Genomic DNA, 16,106 nt, shown 5'->3' with positions numbered 1-16,106 from the left:
ATCGACTTGTGACAGATCAATAGATTTGTTGAATTTATCGCGGGGCAAGCCCGCTCCCACAGGGTTTGTCGAATCTCCTGTGGGAGCGGGCTTGCCCCGCGAAAAGGCTTGTCAGACCTCCAGGTAATCCAGAATCCCTTCAGCCGCATTACGCCCTTCAAAGATCGCCGTCACCACCAGGTCAGAACCCCGGACCATGTCGCCACCGGCGAAGATCTTCGGGTTGCTGGTCTGGTGCTTGAACGAGCCTTTCTCCGGTGCCACAACGCGACCCTGGCTGTCGGTCTGGATGCTGAACTGCTCAAACCACGGCGCCGGGCTCGGACGGAAACCGAAAGCGATGACCACGGCGTCAGCCGGGATGATCTCTTCGGAGCCCGGGATCGGCTCAGGGCTGCGGCGGCCACGGGCATCCGGCTCGCCGAGACGGGTCTCGACCACCTTCACACCTTCGACCTTGTCTTCACCGACAATCGCAATCGGCTGGCGGTTGTAGAGGAACTTCACGCCTTCTTCCTTGGCGTTCTTCACCTCTTTGCGCGAGCCAGGCATGTTCGCTTCATCACGACGGTAGGCACAGGTCACTGCCTTCGCGCCCTGCCGAATGGAGGTGCGGTTGCAGTCCATCGCCGTGTCGCCACCACCGAGCACCACGACCTTCTTGCCCTTCATGTCGACGAAGTCTTCCGGCGACTTTTCAAAGCCCAGGTTGCGGTTGACGTTGGCCACCAGGAAATCCAGGGCATCGTGCACGCCAGGCAGGTCTTCACCCGGGAAGCCGCCCTTCATGTAGGTGTAGGTGCCCATGCCCATGAACACTGCATCGAACTCCTCGAGCAGTTGTTCCATGCTGATGTCCTTGCCCACCTCGGTATTGAGACGGAACTCGATACCCATGCCAGTGAAGACTTCGCGGCGATTGCTCAGCACGGTCTTTTCCAGCTTGAACTCGGGGATACCGAAGGTCAGCAGACCACCGATTTCCGGGTTGCGGTCGAACACCACCGGGGTCACGCCGCCGCGCACCAGCACGTCGGCGCAGCCAAGGCCGGCCGGACCGGCGCCGATGATGGCGACACGCTTGCCGGTCGGCTTGACCTTGGACATGTCCGGGCGCCAGCCCATGGCGAAGGCGGTGTCGGTGATGTACTTCTCCACCGAACCGATGGTCACCGCGCCGAAGCCGTCGTTGAGGGTGCAGGCACCCTCGCACAGACGATCCTGCGGGCACACCCGGCCGCAGACTTCCGGCAAGGTGTTGGTCTGGTGCGACAGCTCCGCGGCAGCGAGGATGTTGCCTTCGGAGACCAGCTTCAACCAGTTGGGGATGAAGTTGTGCACCGGGCACTTCCACTCGCAGTACGGGTTGCCACAGCCCAGGCAGCGGTGGGCCTGCTCGGCCGACTGCTGGGGTTTGAAGGGCTCGTAGATTTCCACGAATTCTTTCTTGCGTTGACGCAACAGTTTCTTCTTCGGATCCTTGCGCCCGACCTCGATGAACTGGAAGTCATTACTCAGACGTTCAGCCATGTTCAAAACCTCATCAAACTCTTCAGGCGCATATCACTGCGGGTTGGCACGGGTGCTGGACAGCAGGTTCTTCAGGTTTGCCGCCTTCGGCTTGACCAGCCAGAAGCGCCGCACGTAGTCGTCCAGGTTTTCCCAGAGCTCACGCCCCCATTCGCTGCCGGTTTCTTCGACGTACTCAGCCAGGACCCGCGACAGGTGGCTGCGATAAGCCTCCATCGCTTCGCCACTGATGCGCTGGATTTCCACCAGTTCATGGTTGAGCTTGTCGACGAAGCTGTTGTCCATGTCCAGCACGTAGGCGAAACCGCCGGTCATGCCAGAGCCGAAGTTGTAGCCGGTTTTGCCCAGCACGCAGACAAAACCACCGGTCATGTATTCACAGCAGTGATCGCCTGTACCCTCGACAATCGCGTGGGCACCGGAGTTACGCACGGCAAAACGCTCGCCTGCGGTGCCGGCGGCGAACAGCTTGCCGCCGGTGGCGCCATACAGGCAGGTGTTGCCGACAATGGCACTGTGCTGGGTGGCGAACGGGCTGCCCGCAGGCGGCACGATCACCAGCTTGCCACCGGTCATGCCTTTACCGACGTAGTCGTTGGCATCACCTTCGAGGTACATGTTCAGACCACCGGCGTTCCACACACCAAAGCTCTGCCCGGCAGTGCCTTTGAAGCGGAAGGTGATCGGTGCCTTGGCCATGCCCTGGTTGCCGTGCAGACGTGCGATCTCGCCGGAAATCCGGGCGCCGATGGAACGGTCGCAGTTACAGATGTCCAGGTTGAACTCGGCGCCAGACAGGTCACGAATGGCCGGCAGGGCCATGTCGACCATCTTCTCGGCCAGCACGCCCTTGTCGAACGGCGGGTTGCGGTCGACTTCGCAGAACTGCGGCTTGTCTGCCGGTACATGCGGGCTGCCCAGCAGCGGGCTGAGGTCAAGGTGCTTCTGCTTCTCGGTTTCGCCGGGGAGCATTTCCAGCAGGTCGGTACGCCCGATCAGCTCGCCGAGGCTGCGCACGCCGAGCTTGGCCAGCCACTCACGGGTTTCTTCAGCCACGTAGGTGAAGAAGTTCACCACCATGTCGACGGTGCCGATGTAGTGGTCCTTGCGCAGCTTGTCGTTCTGGGTGGCGACGCCGGTGGCGCAGTTGTTCAGGTGACAGATGCGCAGGTATTTGCAGCCCAGGGCGATCATTGGCGCGGTGCCGAAGCCGAAGCTCTCGGCGCCGAGGATGGCTGCCTTGATCACGTCGAGGCCGGTTTTCAGGCCACCATCGGTTTGTACCCGGACCTTGCCGCGCAGGTCGTTGCCGCGCAGGGTCTGATGGGTTTCAGCCAAGCCCAGTTCCCACGGGGCACCGGCGTACTTGATCGAGGTCAGCGGCGAAGCACCGGTACCACCGTCGTAACCGGAGATGGTGATCAGGTCGGCATAGGCCTTGGCCACACCGGCGGCGATGGTGCCGACGCCCGCTTCCGCCACCAGCTTGACCGAAACCAGCGCCTGCGGGTTGACCTGCTTGAGGTCGAAAATCAGCTGCGACAGGTCTTCGATCGAGTAGATGTCATGGTGCGGCGGTGGCGAGATCAGGGTTACGCCAGGCACGGCATAGCGCAGCTTGGCGATCAGGCCGTTGACCTTGCCACCCGGCAGCTGGCCACCCTCACCGGGCTTGGCGCCCTGGGCAACCTTGATCTGCAGCACTTCGGCGTTGACCAGGTACTCAGGGGTTACGCCGAAACGACCGGTGGCCACCTGCTTGATCTTCGAACTCTTGATGGTGCCGTAACGGGCCGGGTCTTCGCCGCCCTCACCGGAGTTGGAACGCGCACCCAGGCGGTTCATCGCTTCGGCCAGGGCCTCATGCGCCTCCGGCGACAGTGCGCCGAGGGAGATACCGGCAGAGTCGAAACGCTTGAGGATGGCCTCCAGCGGCTCGACTTCCTCCAGCGCCAGCGGCTGATCGGCAACCTTGACCTTGAGCAGGTCGCGGATCATCGATACCGGACGCTGGTCGACCAGCGTGGTGTACTCCTTGAACTTGGCGTAGTCGCCCTGCTGCACAGCGGCCTGCAGGGTGTTGACCACATCCGGGTTGTAAGCGTGGTACTCGCCACCGTGGACGAACTTCAGCAAACCGCCCTGCTGGATCGGCTTGCGCGCGCTCCAGGCTTCGGCGGCGAGCAGCTTCTGCTCGTTCTCGATGTCGACAAAGCGCGCGCCTTTCAGGCGGCTGGCAACACCACGGAAACTCAGTTCGACGACTTCCTCGGACAGCCCGACAGCTTCAAACAGCTGCGCACCACGGTAGGAACCAATGGTCGAGATGCCCATCTTCGAAAGAATCTTCAGCAGGCCCTTGGAGATGCCCTTGCGGTAGTACTTGAAGACTTCTTCCAGGTCACCGAGCACTTCACCGGTGCGGATCAGGTCGGCCAGCACTTCGTAGGCCAGGTACGGATACACCGCCGAAGCACCGAAACCGATCAGCACGGCGAAGTGATGCGGATCGCGGGCAGTGGCGGTCTCGACCAGAATGTTGCTGTCACAACGCAGGCCCAGTTCGGTCAGGCGGTGGTGCACGGCACCCACGGCCAGTGAGGCATGCACCGGCAGTTTGCCCGGAGCGATATGACGGTCGCTCAGCACCAGCTGGGTCTTGCCGCTGCGCACGGCTTCTTCGGCCTGGTCGGCGATGTTGCGCACCGCAGCTTCCAGGCCGACGCCTTCTTCGTAGTTGAGGTCGATCAGCTGACGCTCGAAACCTGGGCGGTCGAGGTTCATCAGCGAGCGCCACTTGGCTGGCGAAATCACCGGCGAGCTGAGGATGACCCGCGAGGCGTGCTCAGGGGACTCCTGGAAGATGTTGCGCTCAGCACCCAGGCAGATCTCCAGCGACATGACGATCGCTTCACGCAGCGGGTCGATCGGCGGGTTGGTGACCTGGGCGAACTGCTGGCGGAAGTAGTCATAGGTCGAACGCACGCGCTGGGAGAGGATCGCCATCGGCGTGTCATCGCCCATCGAACCGACCGCTTCCTGGCCTTGTTCGCCGAGCGGACGCAAGACTTGGTCACGCTCTTCGAAGGTGACCTGGAACATCTTCATGTATTGCTTGAGCTGGTCAGCGTCATAGCTGGCCACGCCCTGGTCGTCGCTGAGGTCGGCCTGGATGCGCAAGGCATTCTGACGCAGCCAGCGCTTGTACGGGTGACGCGACTTCAGACGGTTGTCGATGGCGTCGGTGTCGAGGATCTGCCCGGTCTCGGTGTCCACCGCGAAGATCTGGCCCGGGCCGACACGGCCCTTGGCGATGACGTCTTCAGGCTTGTAGTCCCACACGCCGATTTCCGACGCCAGGGTGATGTAGCCGTTCTTGGTGGTGACCCAGCGCGCCGGACGCAGGCCGTTACGGTCGAGCAGGCAGACCGCGTGGCGACCTTCGGTCAGTACCACACCAGCCGGACCGTCCCACGCCTCCATGTGCATGGAGTTGTATTCGTAGAAGGCGCGCAGGTCGGCGTCCATGGTCTCGACGTTCTGCCACGCTGGCGGAATGATCATGCGCACACCACGAAACAGGTCGATGCCGCCAGTGACCATCAACTCGAGCATGTTGTCCATGCTCGAAGAGTCGGAGCCGACGCGGTTGACCAGCGGGCCGAGCTCTTCCAGGTCCGGGATCAGGTCGTTGGCGAACTTGGTGCGACGGGCCTGGGCCCAGTTGCGGTTACCGGTAATGGTGTTGATCTCGCCGTTGTGGGCGAGGAAGCGGAATGGCTGCGCCAGCGGCCATTTCGGCAGGGTGTTGGTGGAGAAGCGCTGGTGGAACACGCAAATGGCGGTCTGCAGGCGCTCGTCACCTAGGTCCGGATAGAAGGCGGCAAGGTCCGCCGGCATCATCAGGCCCTTATAGATAATGGTCTTGTGCGAAAAGCTGCAGATGTAGTGGTCGCTGTCGGCGGCGTTGGCCACGGACGAACGACGACGGGCGCTGAACAGCTTGATCGCGAATTCCTGATCGCTCAGGCCTTCGCCGCCGACGAACACCTGCTCGATCTGCGGCAGGCGCTCCAGGGCCAGGCGGCCGAGGACGCTGGTGTCGATCGGCACCTTGCGCCAGCCGACCAACTGCAGGCCAGCGGCGAGGATCTCGCGGTTCATGTTTTCGCGGGCAGCTTCTGCCTTGGTGGTGTCCTGATTGAAGAACACCATGCCAACCGCGTACTGCTTGGGCAGCTCGGTGCCGAACTGTTCCAGGGCCACTGCGCGCAGGAACTGATCGGGTTTTTGCATCAACAGACCGCAACCGTCGCCGGTCTTGCCGTCAGCGTTGATACCACCGCGGTGGGTCATGCAGGTCAACGCCTGCATGGCTGTTTGCAGAAGGTGGTGGCTGGGTTCACCCGTCATATGGGCGATCAGGCCGAAACCACAGTTATCCTTGAATTCTTCGGGATGGTACAGACCTGTTTTCATAGACACTTTCTCACCAGGTTCGCCTCTCACCAAGGCAAATCTCTTTTTAATACAACCACTTACCATCCACGCCGAACGAATGCCAGCTTTGCGGGGGCAATAGAGGAGCCATTGTTGCACAGCGACAAGGAAGCCCACAAATTTACGACGAATAGTCGTAAGTCCATGTCGCATTTTTGAATGTTTTTAAGCGTGCGCCGTGGTACGGCATGGCTTGAGTCTGAAGCGTTTCAGCCTGGACTGCAAGATAGGCTTGTGGCCGGCAGTCTTGGACAGAAAAGCCTGCCGCGTTTTACGCAGCAGGCTTGACCGTAATTCAGGAGTCGCTCAGCAGGTGGCGGGGGTAGTGCCACCAGGCTATATCAGCGGGTCGCGGCCAGTTCTTGTTGGACGCTGGCGACGCTACGAGGCCAAGGTTTACCAGCCTGGACCTTGGCTGGCAAGGCTTTGATTGCAGCCAGGGCCGCATCACGGCTGGCGAAGCTGCCGTAAGTAATCACGTACAACGGCTTGCCCTGCAGGTTTTTCTTGAAGTAGCGATAGTCGCCACCCTGGGCCTTCACGTAAGCCTGGGCAGACGCTTCGGAGCTGGTACCGAGGATTTGCACGACATAGTTGCCCGGCTTCTGCCCGGCGTACCAGCTGCCACCTGCGGCCGGCTTGGCGGCCGGCTTCTCGGCAGGTTTTGGCGCTGGCTTGGCCGCTGCAACCTGAGTAGGTGCAGGCTTGACTGCAGGTGCAACCGGCTTGCTGACAACAGGCGCAACCGGTTGCGGCGCTGGCGCGACAGGTTGCGCCTGGGCGACCGGCTGTGCCGGAGCAGGTGCAGGGCCGGCGACAACGCCAGCTGGCGGAGCAATGGTGGTGACAGTTGGCGGCTGCAGTGCGGTATCACCGGCCGGACCACCTTCTTCGCCATCCCCCATACCTGTGGACTCGGCCAGCGGGCCGCGCATCACCGGCTGCGACTGACCTACCAACGGCAGTGGCATGGGTTGCGAGTTACCGGCGAACTCAATCGCCGGGCCGCCATTGTTCGACTGTGCATTACCTGGCTGGCCCTGGCCCAGTGGCAATTGTGCTTGCTCAGCAGGCGCGGTTGGCGCCTGATCGCCTTTCTTCGGCATCAGCACCGCCGCGGCAACGGCGACCACAACGACAGCAGACAACGCCAGCACGTGTTTTTTAGGCATATTGAACCCCATTGATGGTCGCTTGGCCGTGGTCCGGCTGGCGATCATGGCTTCGATCAAGGTATCGCGGGCGACCTGGTTGATTGCCCCAGGCCAGCCATCCGAGTGTTGGTGAATATCGACAATCTGTTCACTGGTGAACACCTCGATCCCTCGTCCGGCGCCTTCCAGGCGCTGCTCGAGGTATTCCCGGGTTTCTTCTTCGCTGTAGGGCGCAAGTTCAATGACGTGGAAACGCTCCAGGTCGGCATTGAGCTCTTCCAGCCCGGCGATCAGTGACGGTTCGCCGAACAGGAACACGTGCGGACGCCCTTCCGGAGTGCCCGCCGCCAGTTCCAGCAAGGCTTGGAGTGCCGACTCGTCGAGTTGTTCCGCATCGTCCACCAACAGGTAGACTTCCTGCCCGGTCAACGCCAGTTGCACCACCTGGGCAAGCAGCTCGGGGACCTCAGGCTGGGCAACACCCAGGGCCTGGGCGACCTGAGCGAGAACGCTGGCGGCATCGCTGGCGCCGCGCGCGGAAACCACCACGCTTTGCACCGACTGCTTGTTGGTGCTGGCAACCAGGGCTTGGCGCAGCAGGGTCTTGCCGCTGCCTTGGGGGCCGGTCACCACCAGCAGCAGCTGGCTGTAACGAGCCAGATGGTGCAGTTGGCCAAGCACCGGCTTGCGCTGGGCCGGGAAGAATTTGAAACCAGGCACCCGTGCAGCGAAAGGGTCGTGGTTCAGCTGGTAATGGCCGAGAAAGGCCTCGTCGGCATGCAAACTAGTCATCGGACGCTCATCAACCTCAAAGCTGGGCCACGATCGCGCGGTAATCCGCAGCCAGCGTGGCCTGAAGAATCTCTTTCGGATAGTCGTCGGTGACCACCGCTGCGCCCATTCGGCGCAGCAGGACCAGACGCAGACGACCGTCGAGTACCTTTTTATCTACTGCCATGTGCTCCATGAACTGCGCCGGGGTCATTTCCTCTGGCGGCATCACCGGCAAGCCTGCCTGCTGGAATAAGCGGATGCCACGATCACGCTCCTGCTGGCTGATCCAGCCCAGGCGCATGGACATCTCCAGCGCCATCACGGTGCCCGCTGCCACGGCCTCGCCATGCAGCCATACACCATAACCCATGTGGGTTTCGATGGCGTGGCCGAAGGTATGACCGAGGTTGAGGGTGGCGCGTACGCCAGACTCGCGCTCATCAGCACCGACAACGGCGGCCTTGGCCGCACAGGAGCGCGCAATCGCCTCGGTCAGGGCAACCTGATCCAGGCCGCGCAAGGCATCCATATTCGCTTCAAGCCAGCCCAGGAACGGTTCGTCACAAATCAGGCCGTACTTGATCACTTCGGCAAGGCCGGCCGACAGTTCGCGCGGCGGCAGGGTGTTGAGGCTGCAGGTGTCAATCAGCACCGCATTGGGCTGATAGAAGGCGCCGACCATGTTCTTGCCCAGCGGGTGGTTGATACCGGTTTTACCGCCCACCGAAGAATCGACCTGGGACAGCAAGGTCGTCGGCACCTGGATGAAGTCCACGCCACGCTGGTAGCAAGCGGCGGCAAACCCGGCCATGTCGCCTATCACCCCGCCACCCAAGGCAACCACCGTGGTGCGGCGGTCGTGGCGAGCCGTGAGCAAGGCATCGAAAATCAGCTGCAGGGTTTCCCAGTTCTTGAAGGCCTCGCCATCCGGCAACACCACCGGCAGCACCGAATAGGCACCCAGGGTCTTGCTCAGACGATCAAGATAAAGGGGTGCGACAGTCTCATTGGAGATAATGGCGACCTGTCGGCCGGCAATATGCGGCGCCAGCAGTTCAGGTTGATCCAGCAGGCCTTCGCCAATGTAGATCGGGTAGCTACGTTCGCCCAATTCGACCTTTAGTGTCTGCATGTGTCCCCACAATGAACGAGGCGCGGCATCGATGGCTCGACCCGCGCGATAACGGTGTGCCCTGTCATGGCATGACTGGTCGCCGAGGATAGTCCTGGCTTAACGGGGCGGCAACTTCTGCAAGCGCTCGAGAATATCCTGCACAACCATTCGCGGCGGCCGCTCGTCGGTTTCCACTACCAGATCAGCGATCTCGCGGTAGAGCGGATCACGGACCTCCAGCAGGGCACGCAACGTCGCCTCCGGATTGGCGGTGCGCAGCAATGGCCGGTTGCGGTCACGCGAAGTGCGCCCGACCTGCTGCTCGACCGAGGCGTGCAGGTACACCACCCGCCCGCCGGCATGCAGGGCCTGGCGATTGGCATCGCGCATCACCGCACCTCCACCAGTGGCCAGCACCACGCCATCGAACGCGCACAGCTCGGCAATCATCGCCTGCTCACGGTCACGAAAGCCCGGTTCGCCTTCCTTGTCGAAGATCCACGGGATATTGGCGCCGGTACGCAGTTCAATTTCCTTGTCGGAATCTTTGAACGGCAGGCGCAGCTCTTTGGCTAACAGGCGACCGATGGTGCTTTTACCAGCACCCATGGGCCCCACAAGTATCAAATTTCGCACAGAATCAACGACTCACAGCAATCGCCTGGTCACTCATGATACGCGGAGTCAGGAAGACCAGCAGCTCGGATTTTTTCTCTTGTAGAACATCGCGACGAAACAGCCGCCCAACATACGGCACATCGCCGAAAAATGGCACCTTATCGACAACTTTACTTTGCACCGTTGAGTACACGCCACCGATCACGATGGTCTCGCCGTCCCTGACGCGCACCTTGGCGTTGACCTCGTTTTTGCGGATCGGCGGCACATGGGCCAAGGCATTGAGGTAGTCCGGCTCATCCTTGGTCACTTTCACGGCCATGATCACCCGGTTGTCCGGGGTGATCTGCGGCGTCACCTCCAACGACAGCGAGGCCTCACGAAAGGTCACCGAGGTAGCGCCACTGCCACTGGTTTCCTGATAAGGCACTTCAGTACCCTTGAGGATCCGCGCGGTTTCCTTGTCGGCGGTGACCACTTTGGGCTGGGAGATAATTTCACCATTGCCGGATTTCTCCATGGCGCTAAGCTCCAGGTCGAGCAGGACGTTATCGCGCACCAGCCCCAAACCGATGGCCGAGGTAGCCCGCTCCGCCCCCAGGTCGACAAAGGTGTCGGCACCGCCCAGCACCAGACCACTGCCCAGATTCAGCGCCCCGCCCCAGCGCACGCCCAGACTCCTTTCGTAGTCGACATTCGCCTCAACGATCCTCGCCTCGATCATGACCTGGCGCACCGGCACATCCAGGCGAGCGATCAACTGACGCAACTCCTCCAGGCGCTCTGGAGTCTGGCGCGCGATCAGGGTGTTGGTCCGCTCATCGACACTCAGCGCTCCCGGAGCCGCGTCGAATGGATCGTTATCCATCAGCGAATGGAACACAGCCGCTATGTCCACAGCCTGGGCATAGTGAATCGGCAGCAGCTCTCGGCGTGTCGGCACCAGGCTGGCCACCTGCTGACGACCTTCCAGCAGTTGCCGTTGCTGCCCGGCCAGTTCGCCGATGGGCGCCACCAGCAGGACATTGCCTTCGGCACGCTGCTCCAAGCCTTTGCTACGCAGCACCAGATCCAGCGCTTGCTCCCAGGACACATCCTGCAGGCGCAGGGTGACCCTGCCCTGCACCGCATCGCTGGCGACCAGGTTGACCCCGGAAAAATCAGCCAGCACCTGCAACACCGAACGCACCTCGACATCCTGGAAGTTCAACGACAAAGGTTCGTCCGGTGGCGCGCCACTGGCCGACACTGCGCCGGCAGCCTGCAGGGTAAACAACCCGGCGAATACCGCCATATTCCATCCCGTCCTCATCTGCGACCTCCCTGGTCCACTGCTTTATCCCGCGCCTGCAGGCCGCTTCAGGCTCAGCGTTCGACGCCGCTCGATCCAGCCCTTGCCCACCACAAACACTTGCTCGGCTATTTCGATCTGCCGCTCATCAATGCCCACGACCCGCCCCTGATCACGCCCCAGGCGATCACCCAGCTGCAGGCGATGGACGACGCCAGCGACTTGTAGCAAGGCAAAGCGCACCGAACCACGGGCAAGGCTGCCAATCATCTCAAACTGGTCGAGTGGCAAGGTTTCCAGGTACTGACGGTTCTGCATCAGGGAGGAGGGCTCGAACGGACTTCGCGAAACGCCCGGCACCGGAGGCACAGGCTCTGGCTCTGGCTCCAATCCAGAGAGGCCAGAGACCGCGCTCGTCAGCCGGCTGCGGTAGGCGCTGAGGTGTACCTGTAAACGCAGGCCCGACTGCGTCGGCAGCAAAGAGAAATCCTGAAAAGTGATGAGTCGGGGCAGATGAGCAAGACCGTGGGTAAAAGTCAGTAACGCCAGGTAAGTGCCTTGCAACTGAAGCTGCATGGGCAGCTCAATGTGCTGGTCATGGAGGATTTCCGGTAACAGCTCTAGCTGTTCGACAAACACTCCGGTCGACTGAGCCTGGTACGCAATGTTTTCCAGCAGGTCAGCCAGCTCACCGCCCGCAGCCAACCTCCAGCGCGCCTCATCAAGATTCTGGTACGCCGCAGCCAGTCGCGCCTCATGGGCGGCAAGCGCCCGCGTACCTGCAGCCTTGTCTGCCTGCTCGATCCGCAAGTACTGCGCCTGTTCGGCGCCCTTCTCGATTTCGACGAAAAGAGCCCGCAAATGAACGCTGTAGGCAAGCCCCAGCAGCAGCGCCAGACAACCAACCAGCAATAACGTTTGCCTGACGGGCGAGCCCGTCACCAGCTGCCATCGAGCGATGGCCGACAGGTTCAAGAGTCAGCCCTCAAGGCCACGCTCAACTCGAACGCCTCCCCTTCATCCACAGCCTTCACTTGCTGCAATTCGGTCTTCCCTAGCGCGCAAGAGAGGTTGCGCAACAGCTGCGCAACCAGCGAACCGGAGTGCGCCAGCCCATGGATATGCAGGCGCGCACCTTGCCGGGTCGCCGCCGTGAGCTGTACCCCCTGAGGTACGGCACGTTCAAGTTGCTCGAGAAGATCCACCAGAAACAAGCGCTTGCCGCGCAGAGACTCCAGCGCTTGCAACCTGCCCCGGATCTGCTGCTGCTCAACTTCGTGTTGCGCTAGCTGCGCCAATTGAGCATCGAGGCTGTCGATCGCCTGCTGGATCGTGGCATTTTCGCGGATCTGGCGCTGCTGCGCCTGTCGCCCCAGATAGTCCGTCAGCACAGTAACCAGCACAGCCATCAGCCCTACGCCACACAACAGCAACTGCAAACGCCGGATACCGGCCAGGCGCCGCTGCTCACGCCAGGGCAACAGATTCAAGCCAGGCATCGATCGTCCTCACGCATTGCCAGACCGCAAGCGACTGTAAGACACGGGGCCTGCGCCAGCGAAGGACGGGACTGCAGGCCTGGCGCTAATGCCAGATGCTTGAAAGGGTTGGCATGGTGCATCTCCAGGCCGAGGCGTTGCTGCAACTGTACGAGCAAGCGGGGATCAGCAGTAGCGGCGCCTGCAAGCAACAACTGCTCTGGCAAGGCCGTCCCCGGCCTGGATAGCAGGTAGTTATCCACAGCCGTCGCCAACGACTGCACAAAGTCGCCCTGATTTGACATGCGCACCTCACGACGCAGCGACACCGGCCCCGCACCCCACTCATGAAAAACCAGGGCATCGGCCTCAACTTGCAGCAAAACCCCCTCGTACTGCACCGCACGACGCAAGGCATGACTGTCAGGCTCAACCACACAAGCGCACATGCCGGCGGACTCGAGGCTGGCCTGGAGAACATCCAGCAACGCCAGTTGACAGGCGGCAACAACGACTTGTTGGTGCTGCGGTTCGTCGGGATCGGGCCCCACGACCTGAAAGTCGATGGCCGCATCCTCAAGGGCAAAAGGAACGAACTGGCCGCAATCGACTGGCAGACGCTCAACAATGGCTGCGTCATCAACGTTCGCCGGCATCGACAGCAGCTTCTCGATCACCAGCCCACCTGGCAGCGCAACGGCTGCCCTGCGCACCTGCCCAGCGCTACGCCGGACTGCCTGGAGCAAGGCCGCGCCAACCTGTTCGGGATCAGCAATCCAGCCATTGCGCATGGCCGCTGCGGGCAAGGGCTCGAGCGCCCAGGCTTGCACGCTGTAACGACCGCGGTGACGGTGCAAGCGCACCAGCCTGATGAACGGAGGGGTTATTTCTACCCCCAGAAGTGAACCGGCATCCTTGCCTAGGCGTCCAAACATCGATTTTCCCTCGATCGCTGCAGCTCAACAGGGGCTTTGCCCCGTCAAACCTGACTGAGTTCCCTGACAGGCGCGCCAATAACGCGACCGTGCGAAAAATGCTTATAATGCCCAGCGTTTTTCCTTATCCGCTGGTCCTGCGCGCAACCCACTCTTTTACCTGGACGCCCAAAAGCCTTGATACGCCTGCTGAAGTTCTTCTGGTGGTCTTTCGTCGCAGTCATTTGCGCAATCGTGCTCGGCCTGAGCGGCGCGTTTCTGTATCTTAGCCCCAGCTTGCCCTCAGTAGAGGCCCTCAGAAGCATCCAGTTGCAGATCCCGTTGCGGGTCTACAGCAGCGACGGAAAGCTGATCGCAGAGTTTGGCGAGATGCGCCGTTCTCCCATCCGTTTCGCCGACATTCCACCGCATTTCATCCAGGCTTTGCTCTCGGCCGAAGACGACAATTTCGCCAATCACTACGGGGTCGACCCCGCCAGCCTGATGCGTGCTGCAACACAATTGCTCAAGTCCGGGCACATCCAGACCGGCGGCAGCACCATCACCATGCAGGTAGCGAAGAACTTCTTCCTCAGCAGTGAACGCAGCTTCTCGCGCAAAACCAACGAAATCCTCCTGGCCTTGCAGATCGAACGCGAGCTGACCAAAGACGAGATCCTCGAGCTGTACGTCAACAAGATCTACCTGGGTAACCGTGCCTACGGCATCGAAGCTGCGGCGCAGGTGTACTACGGCAAGTCGATCCGTGAAATCAGCCTGGCGCAGATGGCCATGATCGCCGGTCTGCCCAAGGCGCCGTCGCGCTTCAACCCGCTGGCCAACCCGGTGCGCGCCAAAGAGCGCCGTGACTGGATCCTGGGCCGTATGTACAAACTGGGCAAAATCGACGAAGCCAGTTACCAGACCGCCCTGGCTGAGCCGATCAACGCCAGTTACCACGTGCCGACGCCTGAAGTCCGCGCCCCTTACATCGCCGAGATGGCCCGCGCCGAAATGGTTGGCCGATATGGCAGCGATGCCTACACCGAAGGTTTCCGGGTCACCACCACGGTACCGAGCGACCTGCAGGAAATTGCCAACAAAGCCGTCCTCGACGGCCTCAGCACCTACGATGAGCGCCATGGCTATCGCGGCCCTGAAGCACGCTTCCCGGGCAAGACTCACGCTGCCTGGCTGCAGGAACTCAGCAAGCAGCGCCCGCTGGGCGGCCTGGAGCCGGTGATTGTCACCCAGGTCGACAAGACCGGCCTGCAAGTGCTGACCCGTGCCGACACGCTGGAGCATGTGGCCTGGGACACCATGAAATGGGCCCGCCCATTCCTCAACACCAATAGCCAGGGGCGTGCGCCGCAACAGCCTTCCGACGTCGCCCAGGTTGGCGACCTGATCCGCGTCCAGCGTCTGGACAACGGCGATCTGAAGTTCAGCCAGGTTCCGGGCGCGCAGAGTGCATTGGTCTCGCTCGACCCCAACAGTGGCGCCATCCGCGCCCTGGTGGGTGGCTTCTCCTTCGAGCAGAGCAATTACAACCGCGCCATGCAGGCCAAACGTCAGCCGGGCTCAAGCTTCAAGCCTTTCGTCTACAGCGCAGCGCTGGACAACGGCTACACCGCGGCCAGCCTGGTTAACGATGCCCCGATCGTGTTCGTCGACGAATACCTGGACAAAGTCTGGCGCCCGAAGAACGACACCAACACCTTCCTCGGCCCGATCCGCATGCGTGAAGCGCTGTACAAGTCGCGCAACCTGGTATCGATCCGTTTGCTGCAGGCCATGGGTGTCGGCCCGACCATCGACTACATCAGCAAGTTCGGCTTCAACAAGCAGGACCTGCCGCCCAACCTGTCCCTGGCCCTGGGCACCGCCACCCTGACCCCGATGGAAATCGCCACGGGCTGGAGCACCTTTGCCAATGGCGGCTACAAGATCACCCCGTACCTGATCGAACGTATCGAAAGCCGCAACGGTGAAACCCTGTTTACCGCCAACCCGCCACGGGTGCCGCAAGCGGAACAGGTCGAAGCCGGTATCGCCGCACCAGAAGCGCCGATCAGCATTCAGCTCCCCGGCGAAGCCGCTGCCACGCCTGCCAGCAACCAGCCTGCCTTCCCACAGCCGCCAGCAGTGGCCGAACGCATCATCGACAGCCGCACCACCTACATCCTCACCAGCATGCTCCAGGACGTGATCAAGCGCGGCACCGGGCGACGCGCCCTGGCCCTGGGCCGCACGGACCTTGCAGGCAAGACCGGTACCACCAACGAATCCAAGGATGCCTGGTTCTCCGGCTACAACGCCGACCTGGTAACCACCGTCTGGAGTGGTTTCGACCAGCCTGAAACCCTGGGCCGTCGTGAATACGGTGGCACCGTGGCGTTGCCGATCTGGATGAACTTCATGGGCCCGGCGCTCAAAGACAAACCCAACCACGCCCCGGCCGAACCGGAAGGCATCCTCAGCTTGCGGGTCGACCCAGTCAGTGGCCGGGCGGCAACACCGAGCACGCCGAATGCCTACTTCGAGCTGTTCAAGGCCGAGGACACGCCGCCATCGGTCAACGAGCTCAATGGCTCGGCACCGGGCAGCCCGCTACCGGCGGATGAAGCGGCACCGATCGATCTGTTCTGATTCGGAACCTGTGGGAGCGGCGGTGCGACGACTCGACTTGCCCCGCGACGGGATGTGACTGACAAACCGAATCGCGGGGCAAGC

10 protein-coding genes are annotated in these 16,106 nt (G+C 61.8%); 1 reads left to right on the top strand and 9 read right to left on the bottom strand.

The genetic code is table 11. From position 1 onward, the window contains the following. Positions 1–111: 111 nt before the first annotated feature. From C6382_RS13290 to pilM, 9 genes are all read right to left on the bottom strand, one after another. Positions 112–1,530 (bottom strand): FAD-dependent oxidoreductase, encoded by a 1,419-nt coding sequence (locus C6382_RS13290; RefSeq protein ID WP_107024895.1) that lies wholly within the window; start codon positions 1,528–1,530, stop codon positions 112–114. A gap of 33 nt (positions 1,531–1,563) precedes the next feature. Next, entirely contained in the window at positions 1,564–6,009 is a 4,446-nt protein-coding gene (gene gltB / locus C6382_RS13285) for a glutamate synthase large subunit (protein WP_107024894.1), read from the bottom strand. 362 nt (positions 6,010–6,371) lie between these two features. Further along, complete coding sequence (locus C6382_RS13275; RefSeq protein ID WP_107024893.1) at positions 6,372–7,976, bottom strand: AAA family ATPase; 1,605 nt, start codon at positions 7,974–7,976, stop codon at positions 6,372–6,374. A gap of 16 nt (positions 7,977–7,992) precedes the next feature. Next, positions 7,993–9,090 carry a 3-dehydroquinate synthase gene (gene aroB, locus C6382_RS13270; protein ID WP_107024892.1) on the bottom strand — a complete coding sequence of 366 codons (1,098 nt, stop codon included), beginning with the start codon at positions 9,088–9,090 and terminating at the stop codon, positions 7,993–7,995. A 99-nt stretch (positions 9,091–9,189) separates the two neighbouring features. Then, entirely contained in the window at positions 9,190–9,708 is a 519-nt protein-coding gene (gene aroK / locus C6382_RS13265; RefSeq protein ID WP_010222231.1) for a shikimate kinase AroK, read from the bottom strand. 4 nt (positions 9,709–9,712) lie between these two features. Beyond that, positions 9,713–11,002, bottom strand: coding sequence for a type IV pilus secretin PilQ (locus C6382_RS13260; RefSeq protein ID WP_256589089.1), 1,290 nt, complete (start codon positions 11,000–11,002; stop codon positions 9,713–9,715). 24 nt (positions 11,003–11,026) lie between these two features. Beyond that, complete coding sequence (locus C6382_RS13255; protein WP_158262106.1) at positions 11,027–11,893, bottom strand: pilus assembly protein PilP; 867 nt, start codon at positions 11,891–11,893, stop codon at positions 11,027–11,029. A 59-nt stretch (positions 11,894–11,952) separates the two neighbouring features. Beyond that, complete coding sequence (locus tag C6382_RS13250; protein ID WP_107024889.1) at positions 11,953–12,480, bottom strand: PilN domain-containing protein; 528 nt, start codon at positions 12,478–12,480, stop codon at positions 11,953–11,955. Continuing rightward, on the bottom strand, positions 12,468–13,394 hold the full coding sequence (gene pilM / locus C6382_RS13245; protein WP_107024888.1) for a type IV pilus biogenesis protein PilM: 927 nt from the start codon (positions 13,392–13,394) through the stop codon (positions 12,468–12,470). The genes C6382_RS13250 and pilM overlap by 13 nt, the downstream gene beginning before the upstream one ends. 180 nt (positions 13,395–13,574) lie before the next feature. Here pilM and C6382_RS13240 point away from each other — a divergent pair, with 180 nt between their 5' ends. Continuing rightward, positions 13,575–16,022, top strand: a complete 2,448-nt coding sequence (locus C6382_RS13240; RefSeq protein WP_371919618.1) for a penicillin-binding protein 1A — start codon at positions 13,575–13,577, stop codon at positions 16,020–16,022. Positions 16,023–16,106: the final 84 nt, after the last annotated feature.

Origin of the sequence: Pseudomonas sp. BBP2017 (assembly GCF_003024385.1) — a bacterium.
Taxonomy (GTDB): Bacteria; Pseudomonadota; Gammaproteobacteria; order Pseudomonadales; family Pseudomonadaceae; genus Aquipseudomonas.
The sequence above is the reverse complement of the archived record's forward strand: the minus strand, read 5'-3'. Positions and strand labels throughout refer to the sequence as shown.